This is a genomic window from Ancylobacter sonchi, from assembly GCF_018390695.1.
Lineage (GTDB): Bacteria > Pseudomonadota > Alphaproteobacteria > Rhizobiales > Xanthobacteraceae > Ancylobacter > Ancylobacter sonchi.
In genome coordinates this window covers 348,728-366,798 of the sequence record NZ_JAHBGF010000028.1, presented here as the reverse complement: position 1 = coordinate 366,798, position 18,071 = coordinate 348,728, and the positions used below count along the sequence as shown (strand labels likewise).

Genomic DNA, 18,071 nt, shown 5'->3' with positions numbered 1-18,071 from the left:
CATGCTGCTCGGAGTGATTGCCGACGATTTCACGGGAGCCGGCGACATCGCCAACACGCTCGCCAAGGGCCTGCCGGGCAAGGATTCGCCCAATGCTGGAGGCCTCGCGGTGACGCAGTATCTCGGCGTGCCCGCGCATCCGGCGGCCCCGGGAGTGGAAGCCGGCGTCATTTCGCTGAAGACCCGCTCCATCCCCGCCGCAGAGGCGGTGGCGCAGTCGCTGGCGGCGCTCGACTGGCTGAAGGCGCAAGGCTGCACGCAGATCGTCTTCAAATATTGCTCGACCTTCGATTCGACGCCGGAAGGCAATATCGGCCCGGTCGGCGAGGCGCTGGCCGAGGCGCTGGGTGCCAAGGGCGTCATCGCCTGCCCCGCCTTCCCGACCGTCGGGCGCAGCGTGCATCAGGGGCACCTGTTCGTGCATGACCGGCTGCTCAGCGAGAGCGGCATGCAGAACCATCCGCTCACCCCGATGACCGATCCCGACATTCGCCGCTGGCTGCGTCGTCAGACCCGCGACGCCGTCGGCCTCGTCGCCGCGCCGACGGTGCGCGCCGGCGCGCGTGTCGTGCGGCAGGCCCTGGAGGCCTGTGCCGCGCGCGGCGAGACGCTGGTAATCTGCGACGCCGCCACCGACGCGGATCTCGTCGCGCTCGGCGCCGCCGCCGCCGAGGCGGCGCTCGTCACCGGCGGCTCGGGCATCGCCATCGGGTTGCCCGCCAATTTCATCGCCCGTGGACAGGCCAAGGGCGTGGCGACCGTCTTTGCCGGGGTGGACGGTCCGGAAGCCATCCTCGCCGGCAGTTGCTCGGGCGCGACCCGCGGGCAGATCGCCGTCCATGCGGAGGCGCACCCGGTACTGGCGCTCGACGTCGACGCGGTGATGGACGGCCGGATCGGCGTCACGCAGCTGACCGACTTCATCGCCGCGCATCCTGGGGAGGCGCCGCTGATCTACTCTTCCGACGATCCGGCGGAAGTGGCGGCGCTGCAGCAGCGCTATGGCCGCGAGAAGCTCTCCGGCACGCTGGAGGGGCTGTTCGCCGACACCGCCCGCGCGCTGGTGTCCGGCGGGCTCCGCCGCCTCGTCGTCGCCGGCGGCGAGACCTCCGGCGCGGTGGCGCAGGCGCTAGGGCTGGAGGCGCTGGAGATCGGCCCGGAGATCGACCCCGGCGTGCCGATCCTCGCCGCGCCCGATGGTGGGGTCGCGCTGGCGCTCAAATCCGGTAATTTCGGCGCGCCGGACTTCTTCGCCAAGGCGTTGGCGGCTCTGGCCGGCAAATGAACCGCAGGAGCAGGGGACACGCATGAGCAGGACAGGCGACGTGAACGAGGACGCCCTGCGCGACGAGATCGTGCGCTTCGGCGCCCTGCTCTATGCGCGCGGCCTCGCCCATGGCAGCGCCGGCAACCTGTCGGTGCGGCTCGACGACGGCAGCATATTGGTGACGCCGACCAATTCGTCGCTGGGCTTCCTCGCGCCGGAGCGCATTTCCAAAGTCGATGCAGGCGGCCGGCACCTCGGCGGCGATCCGCCTTCCAAGGAAGCGTTCTTCCACCTTGCCGTCTATGAAGAGCGGCCGGCGGCGCGGGCGGTGGTGCACCTGCATTCCACCAACGCCGTGGCGGTGTCCTGCCTGTGCCACGCCGACACCTCGAACGTGCTGCCGCCGCTGACCGCCTATCACGTCATGCGGGTCGGCAAGCTGCCGCTGGTGCCGTATTTTCGGCCCGGCGACCGCCAGCTCGCCGAAGCGGTGCGCGGCTTTGCCCGCAGTCACAAGGCGATGCTGCTCGCCAATCACGGACCGATCGTCGCCGGCAAGACGCTGGCGGAGGCGGTACACGCCTATGAGGAGCTGGAGGAGACCGCCAAGCTGTTCTTCCTCATCGGCGAGCGCCGCGCCGCACCGCTGACCTGCGAGGCGATCGAGGATCTGGAGCGGCATTTCCCCAGCTAAGACACTGCCCAGCTGAGGTGCCCTCCCCGGCGCGACGGACCTCCGCCTCAGCGCCGGCCGCGCACGATCTCCGGCAGTACCTCGCGGGCGCCGATGACGAAGATACGCACCGCATCCGAGATGATCTCGTCGAGGTCGCGCGGCGCCGGCGCCTGGTACACATAGCGCCGGATCGCGATGTAGAAGATACGGCCGTGCAGGCCCCAGAACATCTCGGTCTCGCGCTCGCTGAGCGGCGCCTCGCTCACCTCGGGCAGGCCGAACTCGGCGCGCAGCTCGGCGCAGGCGGGCTCGATGACCTCGCGCCGGACCATGTCGAGATAGCGGCTGGTGATGTCGACCGAGCGCAGGCCGGAGAAGACGAAGATCCGCACCCAGTCATGGTCGAACACCTGCTCGACATATTCGCGATAGAACTGCTCGAGCCGCTGGCCGACCGGCCGTGACCGGTCGGCGATCAGCGGCCCCCAGGACGATTTCCAGCGGCTGAGATAGACGTGTTCGTAGACACGCTCGATCAGCGCCTCCTTGCTGGGGAAATGCCGGTAGATCGCCGAATGGGTGATGCCCATGCGTTTGGCGAGCTCGCGGGTCTGCCCCTCGAAACCCTGTTCGGCGAAGAAGCGGATCGCCTCGTCCAGAATGGCCTGCTCGCGCTCGGCGGCCCGCATGTTGCGCCGGCGGGGGCGGGTCTCGGCCACATCGTCTTCGACAATCGTCATGCGCGCTCCGTTATGCATTCACAAATATAGCGCAAGGATCTGCCGGCGCAAATTTGTGACCACATGGTCATTTTAACTTGACGCCCTCCGGCTGTCGTGCGTTCATTTTGAGACCAGATGGTTACAAATCTGGATAGGAAACGCAGCCAGGGAGTTCGGAGCCTTGAAAGCCCGAGCCTTTGACTATGCACGCCCCGCCAGCGTCGCGGAGGCGCTGGCCGCCTTTGCCGAGGCGGACGGCGACGCCAGCTACATTGCCGGCGGGCAAAGCCTGGTGCCGGCGCTGGCGCTGCGCCTGCAGGCGCCGGCGTGGCTGATCGACATCGGCCATATCGCCGAGTTGCGCGGCATCGCGGTCGAGGCGGGCTGGCTGCGGCTCGGCGCGCTGACCCGCCATGTCGACGCCCATGACCATCCGCTGATCGCCGCGCATGCCCCGCTGCTGGCGCTGGCCGCGCCTCATGTCGCGCATCCGGCGATCCGCAACCGCGGCACGCTGGGTGGCAGCGTCGCCCTCGCCGATCCCGCCTCCGAATTTCCGGCGATGATGCTGGCCATGGGTGCGGAGATGGAGATCGCCGGGCCGGAGGGCATCCGGCGCGTGCCGGCCGACGCCTTCTTCCTCGACCTCTACCAGACGGCGCTTGAACCCGGCGAACTGCTCGTCGCCCTGCATATTCCCGTCGCGCGGCCGGAGCACCGCTGCGCCTTCGACGAGATCGCCCGCCGGCGCGGCGACTACGCGCTGGCCGGCTGCGGAATCATCCTCGCCATGTCCGGTGGCGTGGTGGAGGAAGCGCGCATCGCCCTCTTGTCGGTCGGTCCGACGCCGCTGCGGGCGCACGCCGCCGAGGCGGCGCTGACCGGCGCGGCGCTCGACGCCGACGCCATCCGCCACGCCCAGGCGGCCCTGATGGACGATCTCGATCCGCCGGACGCCCCCGAGGTGCCGGCGGCGATGCGTTGTCATCTCGCCCGCGTGCTGCTCGGCCGCCTGCTCGCCCAGATCGCGGAGGCCGCATGAGCGCGACGCTGCCCGTCACCCTCACCGTCAATGGCGAGACGCTGACCCGCCTCGTCGAGCCGCGCGAGACGCTGGCCGATTTACTGCGCCGCGACCTCGGCCTCACCGGCACCCATACCGGCTGCGAGATGGGGGTCTGCGGCGCCTGCCTCGTCATGCTCGACGGCCTGCCGGTGCATGCCTGCCTCACCTTCGCCGTGCAGGCGGCGGGCACTGAGATCGCCACTGTCGAGGGGCTGACGGAAAGCACGGTCATCGCCGACCTCCAGCGCGCCTTCCACGAACGCAACGCCCTGCAATGCGGCTTCTGCACGCCGGGCATGCTCATCGCCGCGCAGGGGCTGCTCGCCCGCCTCCCCCTGCCGAGCCGGGCGGAGATCCGCGACGCGCTGTCCGGCAATTACTGCCGCTGCACCGGCTATGAGGCGATCGTCGACGCCATCGAGACCGTCGCCAGACGGCGGGCGGCGGGCGAGACGGCGCCCGCCTTCGCGGAGGAGCCGGCATGAACGCCCCGCTCGGGAGCCTCGACCGCCCCAACTCCTATATCGGCCGCGCGGTGACGCGCCCCAACGCCAAGCGCCTTCTGGCCGGGCGCGGGCGCTATGTCACCGATCTCGTGTTGCCACGCATGCTGCACGCCGCCTTCCTGCGCAGCCCCTATGCCCATGCCCGTATCGTCTCCATCGATGTGGAAGCGGCGCGAGCCATGCCGGGTGTGCGCCTTGTTGCCACCGGCGCCGACCTCGCGCGGCTCTGCACGCCCTGGGTCGGCACGCTCGACCATTTCAAGGGCATGAAGTCGGCGCCGCAGCTGCCGCTGCCGGTCGAGGAGGTGCTGTGGTCCGGGCAGGCCGTGGTCGCGGTGGTCGCCGACAGCCGTGCCCAGGCGGAGGACGCCGCCGAGGCGGTTCTCGTCGAGTTCGAGGAACTGCCGCCGGTCGCCGACATCGACACCGCCCGCGAACCCGACGCCGCCCGTGCGGCGGCGGGGATCGAGGACAATCTGTGCTTCCGCAGCCGCCTCGACACCGGCGGCATCGACGCGCTGTTCGCGGGCGCCGCCCATGTCGTCGAGGAAGAGTTCCATTTCGGCCGCCACACCGCGGTGACGCTGGAGCCGCGCGCCATCCTCGCCGATTGGGACGCCAGCGAGGGCAAGCTCACCGTCCACCACGCCACCCAGACGCCCTACCAGTTCCAGGACCTCTATTCGCGCCATTACGGCATTTCGGAAGCCAGCGTGCGGGTGATCGCGCCGGACCTCGGTGGCTCGTTCGGCATGAAGCTGCATGTCTATCACGAGGACATGGCGGTGGTCGGCCTTTCCCTCCTGTGCCGCCGGCCGGTGAAATACGTCGCCGACCGGATGGAATCCTTCGTTTCCGACATCCATGCCCGCGATCACCGGGTGCGCGCCCGCATGGCGGTGGATGATGACGGCACCATCCTCGCCATGGACGTCGACGATGTCACCGCCATCGGCGCCTTCTCGACCTATCCGCGCACCAGCGCGGTGGAAGGCAATCAGGTGATCCGGCTGATGGGCGCACCCTACCGCTTCCGCAACTACCGCGCGGAGCTGTCGGTGGTGTTCCAGAACAAGGTGCAGACCAGCCAGTACCGCGCCGTCGGCCATCCCGTTGCCTGCGCCGTCACCGAGCGGTTGGTCGATCTGGCCGCCGCCCGCGCCGGCCTCGATCCGGCGGCGATGCGCGAGAGGAACCTGATCCCCGACGACGCCTACCCCTGCTCCTCGCCGACCGGCTACCAGTTCGAGGCGCTGTCGCACCAGGCCAGCCTCGTCCGGCTCAAGGCGCTGATGGATTATGACGCGCTGCGCGCCGAGCAGGCGGCGCTACGGGCGCGCGGCATCCATCGCGGCATCGGCATCGCCAGCTTCGTCGAGATCTCCAATCCCAGCCCGGCCTTCTACGGCATAGGCGGCGCCCGCATCTCGGCACAGGACGGCGCCACGCTGAGCGTCACCCCCTCGGGCGAGGTGCGGTGCCTAATCTCGGTGACCGAGCAGGGCCAGGGCACCGAGACCATCATCGGCCAGATCGTCGCCGACCAGTTCGGCGTGGCGCGCGAGAAGGTGCGGGTCATCACCGGCGACACCGAGATCACCCCGCATGGCGGGGCGACATGGGCCTGCCGGGGCGCCGGCATCGGCGGCGAGACGGCGCTACAGGCGGCCCGCCGGCTGCGCGACAACGTGCTGGCGCTGGCCGCCACCATCCTGCAGGCGCGGCCCGGCGATCTCGACCTGCGCGATGGCATCGTCGTCGACGCCCTCTCCGGTGCCGAGCGGGTCAGCCTCGCCGAGGTCGCCCGCATCGCCTATTTCCGCTCCGACACCCTGCCGCCGGACGCGCGGGCGCAATTGTCTATCACCCATCACTACGCGCCGCAGGGCTACCCCTTCGCCTTCACCAACGGCATCCAGGGCTGCCATGTCGAACTCGACGCCGACACCGGGCTGGTGAAGGTCCTGAAGCATTGGGTGGTGGAGGATTGCGGCCGCATCATCAACCCGCTGCTGGTCGACGAGCAGGTGCGCGGCGGCGTGGTGCAGGGGCTCGGCGCCGCCTTCTTCGAGGAGTGCCGCTACGACGACAACGGCCAGCTTACCAACGGCTCGCTCGCCGATTACCTCGTGCCGATGGCCTGCGAGATGCCCGACATCGTCGTCGGCCATATCGAGACCCCGACCGCCGACACCGCGCTCGGCGCCAAGGGCTGCGGCGAGGCCGGCACCGCCGCCGCCTCGGCAGCGGCACTCAATGCCGTCAACGACGCGATGGCGCCCCTCGGGGCGAGCATCGCCCAGATACCGATGACACCGGAGCGACTGTTGAAGTCGCTCGGCAAGATCTGACGACAAGCCACTGATTAAAACGTATCGACTGACAACACACTGCCGCCAAGCACAACGCCAAACACAACGACAAGAATGAAATTCCTCGGAGGAAACCATGACCAGCAACGGCCCGACATCCGGCCTGCCTGCGTTTCGCATAACCCGCCGCCACGCGCTGGCCGGCCTCGCCGCCGGCACCGCCACGCTCGCCATGCCCGGGCTGCTGCGGGCGCAGGCTGAGACGATCCGCATCGGCTTTCCCACCCCGCTGACCGGCCCCTATGCCGCCGAGGCGAAGGACCAGGTGCGCAGCGCCGAGCTGGCGGTGAAGCTCGTCAACGACAAGGGCGGCATCGGCGGGCGCAAGGTCGAGCTGCTCGTACGCGACGACAAGATGAACGCCGGCGAGGCCGCCACCCGCACGCTGGAGCTGATCGAGAAGGAAAAGGTCCACGCCGTGGTCGGCTCGCTGTCGAGTGCGGTGCAGCTGGCGATCAACGAGGTGACCCGCGCCCGCGGTGTCATCTTCGTCTCGATCAGCCAGTCCGACACCATCAACGAGGTCAAGGATTTCAGCCGCGTCACCTTCCACGAGGCGCTGAACCCGCACATGACCACCGCCGCCGTCGCCAAGCACAGCTTCAAGCCCGGCATGAAGATCGCCTATCTCGTCGCCGACTACGCCTTTGGCCACGAGATCCTGCGCGGCTTCAAGCGGGCGCAGGCGGCGATCGGCGCCGAGAGCGTCGGCGAGATCCTGCACCCGATCGGTGCTCCCGATTATTCGACCTTCATGCCGCGACTGCGCGCGATGAAGCCGGACATCCTCTGCATCTGCAATTTCGGCCGCGACCAGGCCAATTCGATCAAGCAGGCGGTGGATTTCGGCCTCAACAAGCAGGCGAAGATCGTGGTGCCGGTGCTGCTCTACACCCAGCGCCTCGGCATCGGCGCGGAGGCCTATGAGGGCGTGATCGGCGGCGCCAATTATTACTGGAAGCTGCAGGACACCCTGCCCTCGGCCAAGGCGTTCAACGACGCCTACAAGGCGGCGTATAACGGCGCCTACCCGACCGACTACGGCGCCTACGGCTTCACCGGCATTTCCTCGCTGCTGCTCGCCATGGAGAAGGCCGGCGGCACCGACACCGACAAGGTGGTGGCGGCGCTGGAGAACCTCACCTACGACGTCGCCAAGGGGCCGCAGCACTACCGCAAATGCGACCACCAGTCGGTGCAGTCGGTGCTGGTGCTGCAATCCAAGGCCAAGGCCGACACGCCGGATCAGGCCGATCCGTTCCGCATCCTCGCGGTCGAGCCGGCCTCCGAGGACATATTGCGCAGCTGCGCCGAGCTCGGCTTCCCGTCCTGATCCGCCACCTTGTCAGGGAGGCGCCGTGATGGATGCCGAACTCATCGCCATGCAGCTTTTCTCGGGGGTGGCGCTTGGCGCCATCCTCGTCATGGTCGCGCTCGGCCTGTCGATCATCTTCGGCATGCTGGGCGTGGTGAACTTCGCCCATGGCGCGCTGTTCATGGTCGGAGCCTATGCCGGGCTCTACGTCGCCACGCTCACCGGCAGCTTCTGGTGGGGACTGCTGATCGCCCCCCTTGCGGTGGGCGCCTTCGGGATGCTGATCGAGAGAGTGCTGATCCGCCCGCTCTACAAGCGCTCGGTCGACGATCCGCTGCTGCTCACCTTCGGCCTCGGCTACGTGCTGGTGGAGAGCGTGCGCATCGCCTTCGGCAATGAGGGCATGCCCTTCCCCACCCCGCCGGAGCTGTCGGGCGTCGCCGATCTCGGCATCGGCTATTTCCCGATCTACCGGCTGTTCGTGGTCGGCGTCGTCGCGGTGGTGCTCGTGCTGCTGTGGCTGGGGCTGGAGAAGACCAGGTTCGGCCTGATCGTGCGGGCCGGCGCGCGCGACCCGCAGATCATGCGGGTGCTCGGCGTCGACGTCGCGAAGGTCTGGCTCATGGTGTTCGGCCTCGGCGTCGGGCTCACCGCGCTCGGCGGCGTGCTCGCCGCGCCGATGCGTAGCGTCGACCCGGAAATGGGGGCGCTGGTGCTCGCGGAAGCCTTCGTCGTCACCGTCATCGGCGGCATGGGTTCGCTGGTCGGCGCGGTGGTCGCCGGCCTGCTCATTGGCATCGCCGTCAGCATGACGGCGCTGTTCGCCCCCGAAATGGCGACCATCGTGATGTTCGCCCTGATGGCCCTCGTGCTGCTGATCCGCCCGCAGGGGCTGTTCGGCAAGCCCGGACGGGCGTGAGGAGATCCCGACATGACCGCCTCCGTCCACTCCGTCGCGCAGGTGATGGCCGGCCCCGCCGGCCGGCGCGGCTGGCGCGCCCGCCTCGCCGCCTGGCGGGTGCCGCTCTCCATCCTCGTCCTGTGCCTGCTGCCCTGGGTGCTGCCCTCGCAGGCGCTGGCCGTCAACGTGCTGATCTACGGGCTGGTCGCCGTCGGCTACAATCTGCTGTTCGGCTATACCGGCATGCTGTCCTTCGGCCACGCCGCCTTCTTCGGCGCCGGTGCCTATGCCGCCGGCCTCGGCATCGGCCAGCTCGGCCTGCCCTGGTACGCGGCGATCCCGTTCGGCATGCTGGTCGGCGGCGCCCTCGCCTTCGTGGTCGGCCTCTTGTCGATCCGCACCCGCGGCATCTACTTCTCGATGGTGACGCTGGCGCTGGCGCAGCTCGTCTACTACACGGCGCTGCAGGCCACCTCGCTCACCGGCGGCGAGAACGGCCTGCGCGGCTTCACCGTGGCGCGCATCGAGCTGTTCGGCTGGCCGGTCGACTTCCTCGATCCCATCAAGAAGTACTATGTGCTGATGGCCTTCGCCGCCGCCGCGCTGTGGTTCGTCTCGCGCGTGCTCGGCTCGCCCTTCGGGGCGGTGATCGAGGCGATCCGCGAGAACGAGACCCGGGCGCGCGCCTGCGGCTACGACGTCGAGCGCTCGAAGGTGATCGCCTTCACCCTGTCGGGCCTCGTCTGCGCGCTGGCCGGCACGCTGTTCGCGCTGCACCTCGCCATCGTGCCGCTGGACACGCTGAGCATCCAGACCTCCGGCATGATCGTGATGATGACGCTGCTCGGCGGCGCCGGCAGCTTCTTCGGTCCCTTCATCGGCGCCCTCGCCTTCCTGCTGATGGAGGACGTGGTCGCGCTGTGGACCCCGCACTGGCAGATCGTCGTCGGCACGGTGTTCATCCTGTTCGTGCTGTTCCTGCCCAAGGGCATCTGGGGCACCGCGCTCGCCTGGAGGGCCGGCCGATGAGCGCGCCCCTTCTCGCGGTGGAGAATATCGGTCGGCGCTTCGGTGGCTTCGTCGCGCTCGAAGGCGTCACCGCCGCCTTCGAGCCGAACCGGGTGACGGCGATCATCGGCCCCAACGGTGCCGGCAAGAGCACCTTCTTCAACCTGCTCTCCGGCGTGCTCGCCCCCTCGGCCGGGACGATCCGCTTCAAGGGCCGCGACATCACCGGCACGCCGCAGCACCGCTTCGTGCATCTCGGCATCGCCCGCTCCTACCAGATCACCAACATCTTCCCAGAGCTGTCGGTGCACGAGAATGTCCGCGTCGCCGCGCAGGCCTTCCGCGCGCGCTACGACATCTGGCGTCCGCGCGAGGCGATGAGCGAGCTCGACGCGAAGGCCGACGCCGCGCTGGCCGCCGTCGGCCTCATCGGCCGGCGCGCCACCACGGCGAAGTTCCTCGCCCATGGCCAGCAGCGGGCGCTGGAGATCGCCATCGCCCTCGTCGCCGATCCCGAGCTTCTGCTGCTCGACGAGCCGACCGCCGGCATGGGCCCGGAGGAGACCCGCGACATGGTCGCGCTGCTGGAGAAGCTGGCGGCCGACCGCACCGTCCTCCTGGTCGAGCACAAGATGAAGATGATCCTCGGTCTCAGCGACCGCATCCTCGTGCTGCATCACGGCCGGCTGATCGCCGACGGCGACCCGCGCCACATCCAGTCGGACCCGGAGGTCCGCCGCGTCTATCTGGGACAGAACGATGGCTATGCTTGAAATCGAGGAACTGAACGCCTGGTACGGCGCCAGCCATGTGCTGCACGGCCTGTCGCTGGCGGTGGAGCCGGGCGAGATCGTCGCGCTGGTCGGCCGGAACGGCGCCGGCAAGACCACCACCATCCGCTCGGTGATGGGGCTGATGCCGAAGGCGACCGGCTCGGTGCGCTTCGCCGGCACCGAGTTGCTGACGCTTCCCGCCCATGCCCGCTTCCGGCTCGGCCTCGCCTATGTGCCGGAGGAGCGGCGCATCGTGCCGGGCCTGTCGGTGCGGGAGAACCTGCAGCTCGGCCTGCTCGCCGCTGGCGGCCGTATCGACGAGCGGGCCGCCATCGACGAAATCGCCCGCACCTTCCCGCGTCTGAAGGAGCGGCTCGACCAGCAGGGCGTCACCCTGTCGGGCGGCGAGCAGCAGATGCTGGCCATCGCCCGCGCCATGATTGCCGGCCCGCGCATGATCCTGCTCGACGAACCGTCGGAAGGCATCATGCCGGTGCTGGTCGAGGAGATGGGCGCGCTGTTCCGCCGGCTGCGCGATGAGGGCGTCACCCTCCTGCTGGTCGAGCAGAACGTCGAATGGGCGCTCAGGCTCGCCGACCGGGCGGTCATCATCGACCAGGGCGAGATCGTCCATTCCAGCTCTGCGGCGGCGCTGCTCGCCGACAAGGCCATCCAGGAACGCTACTGCGCCGTGTGACGGCGCCCGGAGGACACTTCATGGAGATTACCGGCGAACACCGCATCGCCGCGCCGCGCGCGGCGGTCTGGGCGGCGCTTTTCGACGTCGAGACATTGAAGGCCTGTATTCCCGGCTGCAAGGAACTGGAACAGACCTCGCCGACCGGCTTCCGCGCCAAGGTGCAGCTCAAGGTCGGGCCGATGTCGGCGAACTTCGCCGGTACGGTGGAGTTGCAGGACATCGAGGCGCCCGAGGGCTGCCGCATCGTCGGCCAGGGCAATGGGGGCGTCGCCGGCTTCGCCAAGGGCGCCTCGGCGGTGACGCTCGCCGCCGACGGCGAGGAGACCGTGCTCGGCTACGCTGCCACGGCGGAGATCGGCGGCAAGCTGGCCTCGCTCGGCGGCCGGCTGGTGCAGGCCACCGCGCGCAAGCTGGCGGACCAGTTCTTCACCGCCTTCGCCGAGCGGCTGAAGGCCAGTGCCGCCGCGCTGCCGTCCTAGCCGGCCCGGTGCCCGTGCGGGGCGGCGGGAATCACCATCGGCGTGCCGGTCAGCGGGTCCGGCAGCACCAGGGCATCGATGCCGAACACCCGTGCGACGAAGGACGCGCTGACGATATCGGCCGGCGCGCCCTGCGCCGCGATCCGCCCGTCCTTCATCGCGACGAGATGGCTGGCATAGCGGCAGGCGAGGTTGAGGTCGTGCAGCACCGCGACCAGCGTCTTACCCAGCCGGTTGAGCGTCAGGCACAAATCGAGCACCTCGATCTGGTGGGCGAGGTCGAGATAGGTGGTCGGCTCGTCGAGCAGCAGGATCGGCGTTTCCTGGGCCAGCGCCATGGCGATCGACACACGCTGGCGCTGGCCGCCGGAGAGCTGCTGCACCGGCCGTCCGGCCAGCGACGCGGTGCCGGTGACCCGCATCGCGTCAGTGACGGCGACCTCGTCGGCATCGGACCATTGCCGCAGCAGGCTCTGATGCGGGTGGCGGCCGCGCCCCACCAGTTCCTCGACCCGTATGCCCTCGGGAAACTCCATGTGTTGCGGCAGCAGGCCGAGCCGGCGGGCCAGCACGCGCCGCCCCAGCCCGGCGATGTTCTCGCCGTCCAGCCGCACCTCCCCCGCCATCGGCCGGATCAGGCTGGCGAGGCAGCGCAGCAGCGTCGACTTGCCGGAAGCGTTGGGGCCGACGACGATCGAGAAGCCGCCGCGCGGAAAGCCGATATCGATGCCGTCCAGCACCGCGCGTCCGCCATGCCCGGCCACCAGGCCGCGCGCCTCCAGCGCAAGTGTCGCGCTCGCCGCCACGCTCATCGCATCGCTCCGCCGGTCCGCCGCATCCACAGCAGCGCGACGAAATAGACGCCGCCGACTGCCGCAGTCAGCGCCCCGGCGGGGATAGTGCGCGGGGCGAACAGCAGCCGCCCCGCCACGTCGCTCGCCAGCAGGAACACCGCGCCGGACAGTGCCGAGGCCAGCAGCGGCAGGCCGGCGCTGCGCGTGAGGCTCCGCGCGATCTGCGGCGCGATCAGCGCCACGAAGCCGATCGGCCCGGCGAGGAAGGTCGCGGTGGCCGTGAGCGCCAGCCCGACCAGCGCGATGCGCGTCCATGCCGGCCGGCGCGCCTCGCCCAGCGACGCCGCCCGCTCCTCGCCGAGTTCGAGGGCCCGTAGCGTGCGCGCGCAGGCGAGCCCGAGCGGCAGCAGCACGAGGAGCAGCGCCGCCGCCGCGACAAGACGGCCGCGCTCGATGCCGGCGAGCGAACCGAGCCGCCAGCTTGCCGCCGCCAGCGCGGTATCGAGCCGGGCGGTGAGGATGATCCAGTCGTTCAGCGCGGTGAACAGCGCCCCGACAGCGATGCCGGTGAGGATCAGCGCCAGCCGCCTCCCGGCGCCGGCGAGCAGGAACACCGCGAGCCCGGCGACGAGCCCGCCGCCGAAACCGGCGCCGGCGACCGCCAGCGGCCCCGCCCCGGCCAGCATGGCGAGCAGTGCGCCGCTGAACGCCCCGGCGTCGAAGCCGACGATGTCCGGGCTGCCGAGCGGGTTGCGCAGCAGCGTCTGGAACAGCGCGCCGGCCATGCCGAGCGCGGCGCCGACCATCAGCGCGCCGGCGACGCGCGGCGCACGCCACTCGGTCACCACCAGCCGGACCGCCGCCGGCCCCTCGCCGATCAGCGCCCGTCCCGCCTGCAGCGGCGTCACCGGCAGCGTGCCGATGCACAAGGCCGCGAGCGCGAGCGCGACGGCGCCCAGCGCCAGAGCGAGGCACACGCCCGCCATGCGTCGCTCCAGCTTCAGCGCCGCCGGCCCGACGCGCAGCCGCAGCGGCGCCGGCCGCACGGTGTCGCGGACGAGGCTCATGCCGGCCTCCGGGCGCGGGTGCGCACCAGCAGGAGCAGCACCGGCGCGCCCACAAGCGTGGTGACGATGCCGACCGGCACCTCGGCCGGCGCCACCGCCACCCGGCCGAGCGCGTCGGCGGCGATGACCAGCGCGGCGCCGATCAGTCCGGCATGGACGAGCGCCGCCCGCGCATCGGCCCCGACCAGCAGCCGCACGGCATGCGGTGCGGCGAGGCCGACAAAGCCGATCGGCCCGGCCGCCGCCGTCGCGCCGCCCGCGAGCAGAATCACCGCGAGCAGGGCGAGCGCCCGCGTGGCGCCGAGCGGCAGGCCGAGCGTCGCCGCGCGCTCCTCGCCGAGCGCCGCGACGTTGAGTGCCGGCGCCAGCAGCGCGCTCACGAGAAAGCCGGCGAGCAGTGCCGGCGCCACCGCCGGCAGCAGCGCCGCCGCGTCGCCGGACAGCGCGCCCACCCGCCAGTTGCGCACCAGGTCGAAGCGCTCGGGATCGGCCAGCGCCGCCGCCTGGGTCAGCCCGTAGCACAATGCCCCCACCGCGACGCCCGCCAGGGTAAGCCGCACCGGCGCGTCGCTGCTGCGCGCCAGCCCGGCCAGCAGGGGCACCGCCAGCGCCGCCAGCGTCGCCCCCAGCGCGGCGAGGACGAGAATCCAGCCGGCGCCGGCCAGCCCGAGCAGCCCGGTGCCGACCACCACGGCGAGGCCGGCGCCGGCATTGATGCCGAGAAGGCCGGGATCGCCGAGCGGATTGCGTGTCGCCGCCTGGATGATGCCGCCCGCTACCGCCAGCGCCGCGCCGACGAGGCCGCCGAGCAGCACGCGCGGTGCGCGCAGCCCGGCGAGGATCAGCCAGGCCTCGTCGTCGCCGTGCCCGCGCACCGCCTCGGCCAGCGCGGCCAGCGACAGGCTGCGCGGGCCGGCCAGCAGCCCGAGGCCGGCGGCGAGCACCAACAGCGCCGTCGAGAACAGCGCCAGGCGGAAGGCGCGCCGGCTCATGCCTCCACCCGCGCATAGAGCGCCTGCCAGGCGGTCGCCAGATAGTCCGCGGTGTAGCCGGCGCCGAAGGTGCAGTTGCCGGCGACGGTTTCCACGCGGCCGGCCCGCACCGCCGGCAGCCGGCGCCACAGCGGCTCGCGGGCGAGCGCCTGGGGCGCACCGTCGCCGAAATCGATGAGCAGCAGCGCATCGGCGGCGCCGAGCACCGCGCCGAAGGATTCCAGCGCCACCTCGCCATAAGGGCCGAGCCGGTCGGCGGCGATCTCGCTGCCGCCAAGCTCGGCCAACACCTGCGCCGGCATCAGCAGGCCGTAGCCGGTGCCGGCGCTGCACACCATGGCGCGGCGTTTCAGCGGGTCGAAATACAGCGCCGCCACGCGGGTGCCGGCAATGGTGGCACCGTGGCGCGCGCGGATGCCGGCGATGCGGGCGGCGTGGTCGGCGATGCGCGCCTGCGCCAGATCCATGCGGTCCAGCCAGCCGGCGAGATCGCGCAGATTGGCCTGCCAGGTGACACGGTGGCTGCTTGGCAGCACCGGAGCGATGGCCTGCAGCCGGTCGAGTGGCCACCAGTCGGAGGCGGGCGCGGTGTCCGGACACAGGATGAGGTCGGGCGCCAGCATGAGAATCTGCTCGAGGTCCGGCGGCGCCGCCAGCATCGGCACCGAGGCCGGCACCGGCACCCAGGGCCGTGCGCGGCTGTGGCTGTAGCCAACCAGCGGCAGGTCGAGCGCCAGCGCGGATTCGAGGCTGATGCGGGAATCGATGGCGACGACGCGGCGCGGCGGTACGGGGACGTCGAGCGCGCCGAGCGGCATCTCCACCCGCCGGCGCGCATCCTCGCCCCGCGCGGAAAACGCCGAGAGGGCGAGCATGAGCCCGCCCCCGATGACGCCGCGCCGACTGGCGGTTCCCCGCATCGGCCGCCGGCCTCAGAACTTGAACACGGTGGAGATCGCCAGCGTGCGCGCCTCGCCCGAGTACAGCAGGTTGTAGCCGGGATAGGTCGTCCAGTAGGCCTCGTTGAAGGCGTTGGTCAGGTTGGCCTGGATGATCACCGGCTCGCGGCCCTCGCGCTCGATCTTGTAGCGGGCGCCGAAGTCGAACGTGGTCCAGCTGCCGATCTTCTGGGTGTTGGCGGCGTCGACATAGGCGGAGCCGGTGGCGTTCATCCGACCGAACAAAGTGAGGTTCGGCACGAAGCTCGGGTCCCATTCGAGGCCGAGCGTCGCGGTGACCGGCGGCGCGCCGGTGGCGTCATTGCCGTTATAGGTGCCGTTGGCGGTCTGCGTCATCTCGGCGTCGAGCAGCACGAAGCCGCCGAGGATGCGCAGCGAGGGGGCGATCTCGCCGGCGACGTCGAACTCGATGCCGCGATACACCGTCTCGCCGTCGGCGGTGAAGGTGTTGGTCGCGGTGTTGGCGATGCCGGAAGCCTGCGTCGTGTGGAAGACGCTCAGCGTGGTGAGCAGCGTGCCCCAGTCGACCTTGATGCCGGCCTCGTACTGCTTGGTGGTGAAGGGCGGCAGCACCTCGCCGCCATTGGCGTAGGACACCGGCACCACCTGGCCGGCGGTCAGGCCCTCGATGTAGCTCGCATAGAGCGACACCCGCTCCCACGGCTTCACCAGCACCGCCACCATCGGGGTGAGCGCGTCGCTGTCATAGGCGCCGGTCTGCGCGCCGGTGACGACGTTGAAATTGTCGACGTCGACATATTGCTGGCGCAGCCCGAGCGTCACCTGGATGCGCTCGTCGAGCATGGAGAGCGTGTCGGACAGCGCGTAGCTGGAGAACGAGGTTTCGCTCTGCGGGCCCATCACCATGGTGGGGATGACGGGCTCGGGCGCGAAGGTCGGGTCGTAGATGTTGGACGGGGTGGTCGATATCTTCGTCGTCGGTGCCGACCAGCGTGTGGCGGTATAGGCGCTCGCCGACAGGGCCAATTGGTGCGCCACGGGCCCGGTGTCGAAGCTCGCCCTGACGCCGGTCTCGCCTGACTGCCGCTCGATGTCGATCAGGTAGCGATAGCCGTTGGCGGTGAAGTTGCCGTTGGACTGCAGGTTGGTACCGGATTCGACCGCCTGGTCCCAGTCGGTGGTGTCGATGCCGGCCTTGGCATAGACCATGATGTTGTCGGTGATGTCGTATTCCGCCGACAGCATGCCGTAATTGTCGCGGAAGTCGCTGTAGTTCCACGGCGATACCCAGCCGTCCTCCGGCGAGGGCGGGCGGGGCACCTGCGCGCCGGCGGCCAGGGTGACGGTGTTGTTCATCCGGTCGGTGTTGAGGACCTGCGTGCCGAGGTCGAGCGCGAGGCGCAGCTTGTCGCCCTTGTAGTCGATGCCCAGCGTGGCGTTCATCAGCTCCTGCGACTGCTGGCTGACCGGGGTGTCGCCGTCGCGATAGAGCAGGTTGCCGCGAACGCCCCATTCCTTGTTCTCGCCGAAGCGCCGGCCGACATCGAGATGGGCGCCGAACTGGGTGTCGGTGATGTAGGTGGTGGTCAGCTCGGTCAGCGGGTCGTCGCCGGCGCGCTTGGGCACCAGGTTGATGACGCCGCCGACGCCGCTCGGCGACAGGCCGTTGAGGAAGGCGCCCGGCCCCTTCAGAACCTCCACCCGCTCGATGCCGGCCAGCGTCGACTGGTTGTTCGGCGCCACGCCGAACAGGCCGCCGAACGCCACCGCGCCGTTGCCGACCTGGATGCCGCGAATGAGGAAATAATTGCCGTTTCCGGTGTTGGTCGGCTCGACATTGCGGATCGCCGGATCGTTCTTCACCACATCGGCGATCGACTGGGCGTTCTGGTCGTCGATCAGCTTGGAGGTGTAGTTGGCGACGGTGAACGGCGTGTCCATCACGTCGCGCACGCCGAGCACGCCCACCGTGCCGCCGGTGGCGACCTGCCCGCCGGCATAGGGAGCCGGCAGCGTGCCGGAGCCCTCGACCTGGATGGTGTCGAGCGCGATGGCGCCGTTGGGCGCGGCGCCGGTCGCGCCGGCCGTCGCCGGGTCGAAGATCTCCACCGTGGTCGGGTTGCTGAAGCGGTAGGACAGGCCGGTATTGGCCAGCAGCATCGCCACTGCCTGGCCGGCGGTGAGCGAGCCGCGCACCGGATTGCCGAGCCGGGAGGCGGTCGGCGTCTCGCGGAACACCACGTCGAGGCGGGTGACGCGCACGATATCGTTCATCGCCGCGCGGATCGGCTTGGCGGGAATGTCGAAGACATAGGCGGCCTGCACCGCCGCCTGCGCGCCGGCCGGCCCGCTCGTCGCGACGCCCGCCGCCGCCACCAACAGGAAGGTGGTCGCCAGCAGTCCCGCGCGCCTGCCCGCCCCGTCCTCAACGCTCATTCCCATCCCCGTCCCCTTGCATCCGCCCGTCCGAGAAAGCCGTTTCGCCGGCAAACCCGGTGCGGGTGCGGCTGGCT

17 protein-coding genes are annotated in these 18,071 nt (G+C 70.4%); 11 read left to right on the top strand and 6 right to left on the bottom strand.

The genetic code is table 11. The features are described from left to right. Position 1: 1 nt before the first annotated feature. Complete coding sequence (gene otnK, locus KHC28_RS17090) at positions 2–1,285, top strand: 3-oxo-tetronate kinase (RefSeq protein WP_214009544.1); 1,284 nt, start codon at positions 2–4, stop codon at positions 1,283–1,285. 40 nt (positions 1,286–1,325) lie between these two features. Next, positions 1,326–1,961 (top strand): 3-oxo-tetronate 4-phosphate decarboxylase, encoded by a 636-nt coding sequence (otnC, locus tag KHC28_RS17085; RefSeq protein ID WP_214009962.1) that lies wholly within the window; start codon positions 1,326–1,328, stop codon positions 1,959–1,961. 47 nt (positions 1,962–2,008) lie between these two features. Here otnC and KHC28_RS17080 read toward each other — a convergent pair whose 3' ends face one another. Next, positions 2,009–2,632 (bottom strand): TetR/AcrR family transcriptional regulator, encoded by a 624-nt coding sequence (locus KHC28_RS17080; RefSeq protein WP_214009961.1) that lies wholly within the window; start codon positions 2,630–2,632, stop codon positions 2,009–2,011. A 214-nt stretch (positions 2,633–2,846) separates the two neighbouring features. Between KHC28_RS17080 and KHC28_RS17075 the strand changes: the two genes are divergently transcribed. The 9 genes from KHC28_RS17075 (at position 2,847) to KHC28_RS17035 (ending at position 11,785) form a co-directional block, all read left to right on the top strand. After that, the gene (locus KHC28_RS17075; RefSeq protein ID WP_214009543.1) at positions 2,847–3,707 is read left to right on the top strand and encodes an FAD binding domain-containing protein; all 861 of its coding nucleotides are present in this window, start codon (positions 2,847–2,849) and stop codon (positions 3,705–3,707) included. Next, positions 3,704–4,216, top strand: a complete 513-nt coding sequence (locus KHC28_RS17070) for a (2Fe-2S)-binding protein (RefSeq protein ID WP_214009542.1) — start codon at positions 3,704–3,706, stop codon at positions 4,214–4,216. The genes KHC28_RS17075 and KHC28_RS17070 overlap by 4 nt, the downstream gene beginning before the upstream one ends. Next, complete coding sequence (locus tag KHC28_RS17065; protein WP_214009541.1) at positions 4,213–6,588, top strand: xanthine dehydrogenase family protein molybdopterin-binding subunit; 2,376 nt, start codon at positions 4,213–4,215, stop codon at positions 6,586–6,588. Before KHC28_RS17070 ends, KHC28_RS17065 begins: the two co-directional genes overlap by 4 nt. A gap of 97 nt (positions 6,589–6,685) precedes the next feature. Beyond that, entirely contained in the window at positions 6,686–7,942 is a 1,257-nt protein-coding gene (locus KHC28_RS17060; protein ID WP_214009540.1) for an ABC transporter substrate-binding protein, read from the top strand. Positions 7,943–7,970: 28 nt separating this feature from the next. After that, positions 7,971–8,843, top strand: a complete 873-nt coding sequence (locus KHC28_RS17055) for a branched-chain amino acid ABC transporter permease (RefSeq protein WP_214009539.1) — start codon at positions 7,971–7,973, stop codon at positions 8,841–8,843. Positions 8,844–8,888: 45 nt separating this feature from the next. After that, positions 8,889–9,854, top strand: a complete 966-nt coding sequence (locus KHC28_RS17050) for a branched-chain amino acid ABC transporter permease (protein ID WP_246564990.1) — start codon at positions 8,889–8,891, stop codon at positions 9,852–9,854. Then, a complete protein-coding gene (locus KHC28_RS17045; protein WP_214009537.1) occupies positions 9,851–10,606 on the top strand; it encodes an ABC transporter ATP-binding protein in 756 nt (251 codons plus the stop codon). Before KHC28_RS17050 ends, KHC28_RS17045 begins: the two co-directional genes overlap by 4 nt. After that, positions 10,599–11,303, top strand: coding sequence for an ABC transporter ATP-binding protein (locus KHC28_RS17040; protein ID WP_214009960.1), 705 nt, complete (start codon positions 10,599–10,601; stop codon positions 11,301–11,303). The genes KHC28_RS17045 and KHC28_RS17040 overlap by 8 nt, the downstream gene beginning before the upstream one ends. Before the next feature lie 20 nt (positions 11,304–11,323). After that, positions 11,324–11,785, top strand: coding sequence for an SRPBCC family protein (locus KHC28_RS17035; protein ID WP_214009536.1), 462 nt, complete (start codon positions 11,324–11,326; stop codon positions 11,783–11,785). On the opposite strand, the gene KHC28_RS17030 is transcribed toward KHC28_RS17035, so the two are convergent. The 5 genes from KHC28_RS17030 to KHC28_RS17010 are packed head-to-tail and all read right to left on the bottom strand — an operon-like array spanning position 11,782 to position 17,994. Further along, complete coding sequence (locus tag KHC28_RS17030; RefSeq protein WP_214009535.1) at positions 11,782–12,597, bottom strand: ABC transporter ATP-binding protein; 816 nt, start codon at positions 12,595–12,597, stop codon at positions 11,782–11,784. The genes KHC28_RS17035 and KHC28_RS17030 overlap by 4 nt on opposite strands. Further along, a complete protein-coding gene (locus KHC28_RS17025; RefSeq protein WP_214009534.1) occupies positions 12,594–13,646 on the bottom strand; it encodes a FecCD family ABC transporter permease in 1,053 nt (350 codons plus the stop codon). Before KHC28_RS17025 ends, KHC28_RS17030 begins: the two co-directional genes overlap by 4 nt. Then, positions 13,643–14,638, bottom strand: a complete 996-nt coding sequence (locus KHC28_RS17020; protein WP_214009533.1) for a FecCD family ABC transporter permease — start codon at positions 14,636–14,638, stop codon at positions 13,643–13,645. Before KHC28_RS17020 ends, KHC28_RS17025 begins: the two co-directional genes overlap by 4 nt. Further along, positions 14,635–15,513: an ABC transporter substrate-binding protein gene (locus KHC28_RS17015; RefSeq protein WP_214009532.1), complete on the bottom strand. Its 879-nt coding sequence runs from the start codon at positions 15,511–15,513 to the stop codon at positions 14,635–14,637. Before KHC28_RS17015 ends, KHC28_RS17020 begins: the two co-directional genes overlap by 4 nt. A gap of 57 nt (positions 15,514–15,570) precedes the next feature. Then, entirely contained in the window at positions 15,571–17,994 is a 2,424-nt protein-coding gene (locus KHC28_RS17010; RefSeq protein ID WP_214009531.1) for a TonB-dependent receptor, read from the bottom strand. Positions 17,995–18,071 lie beyond the last annotated feature (77 nt).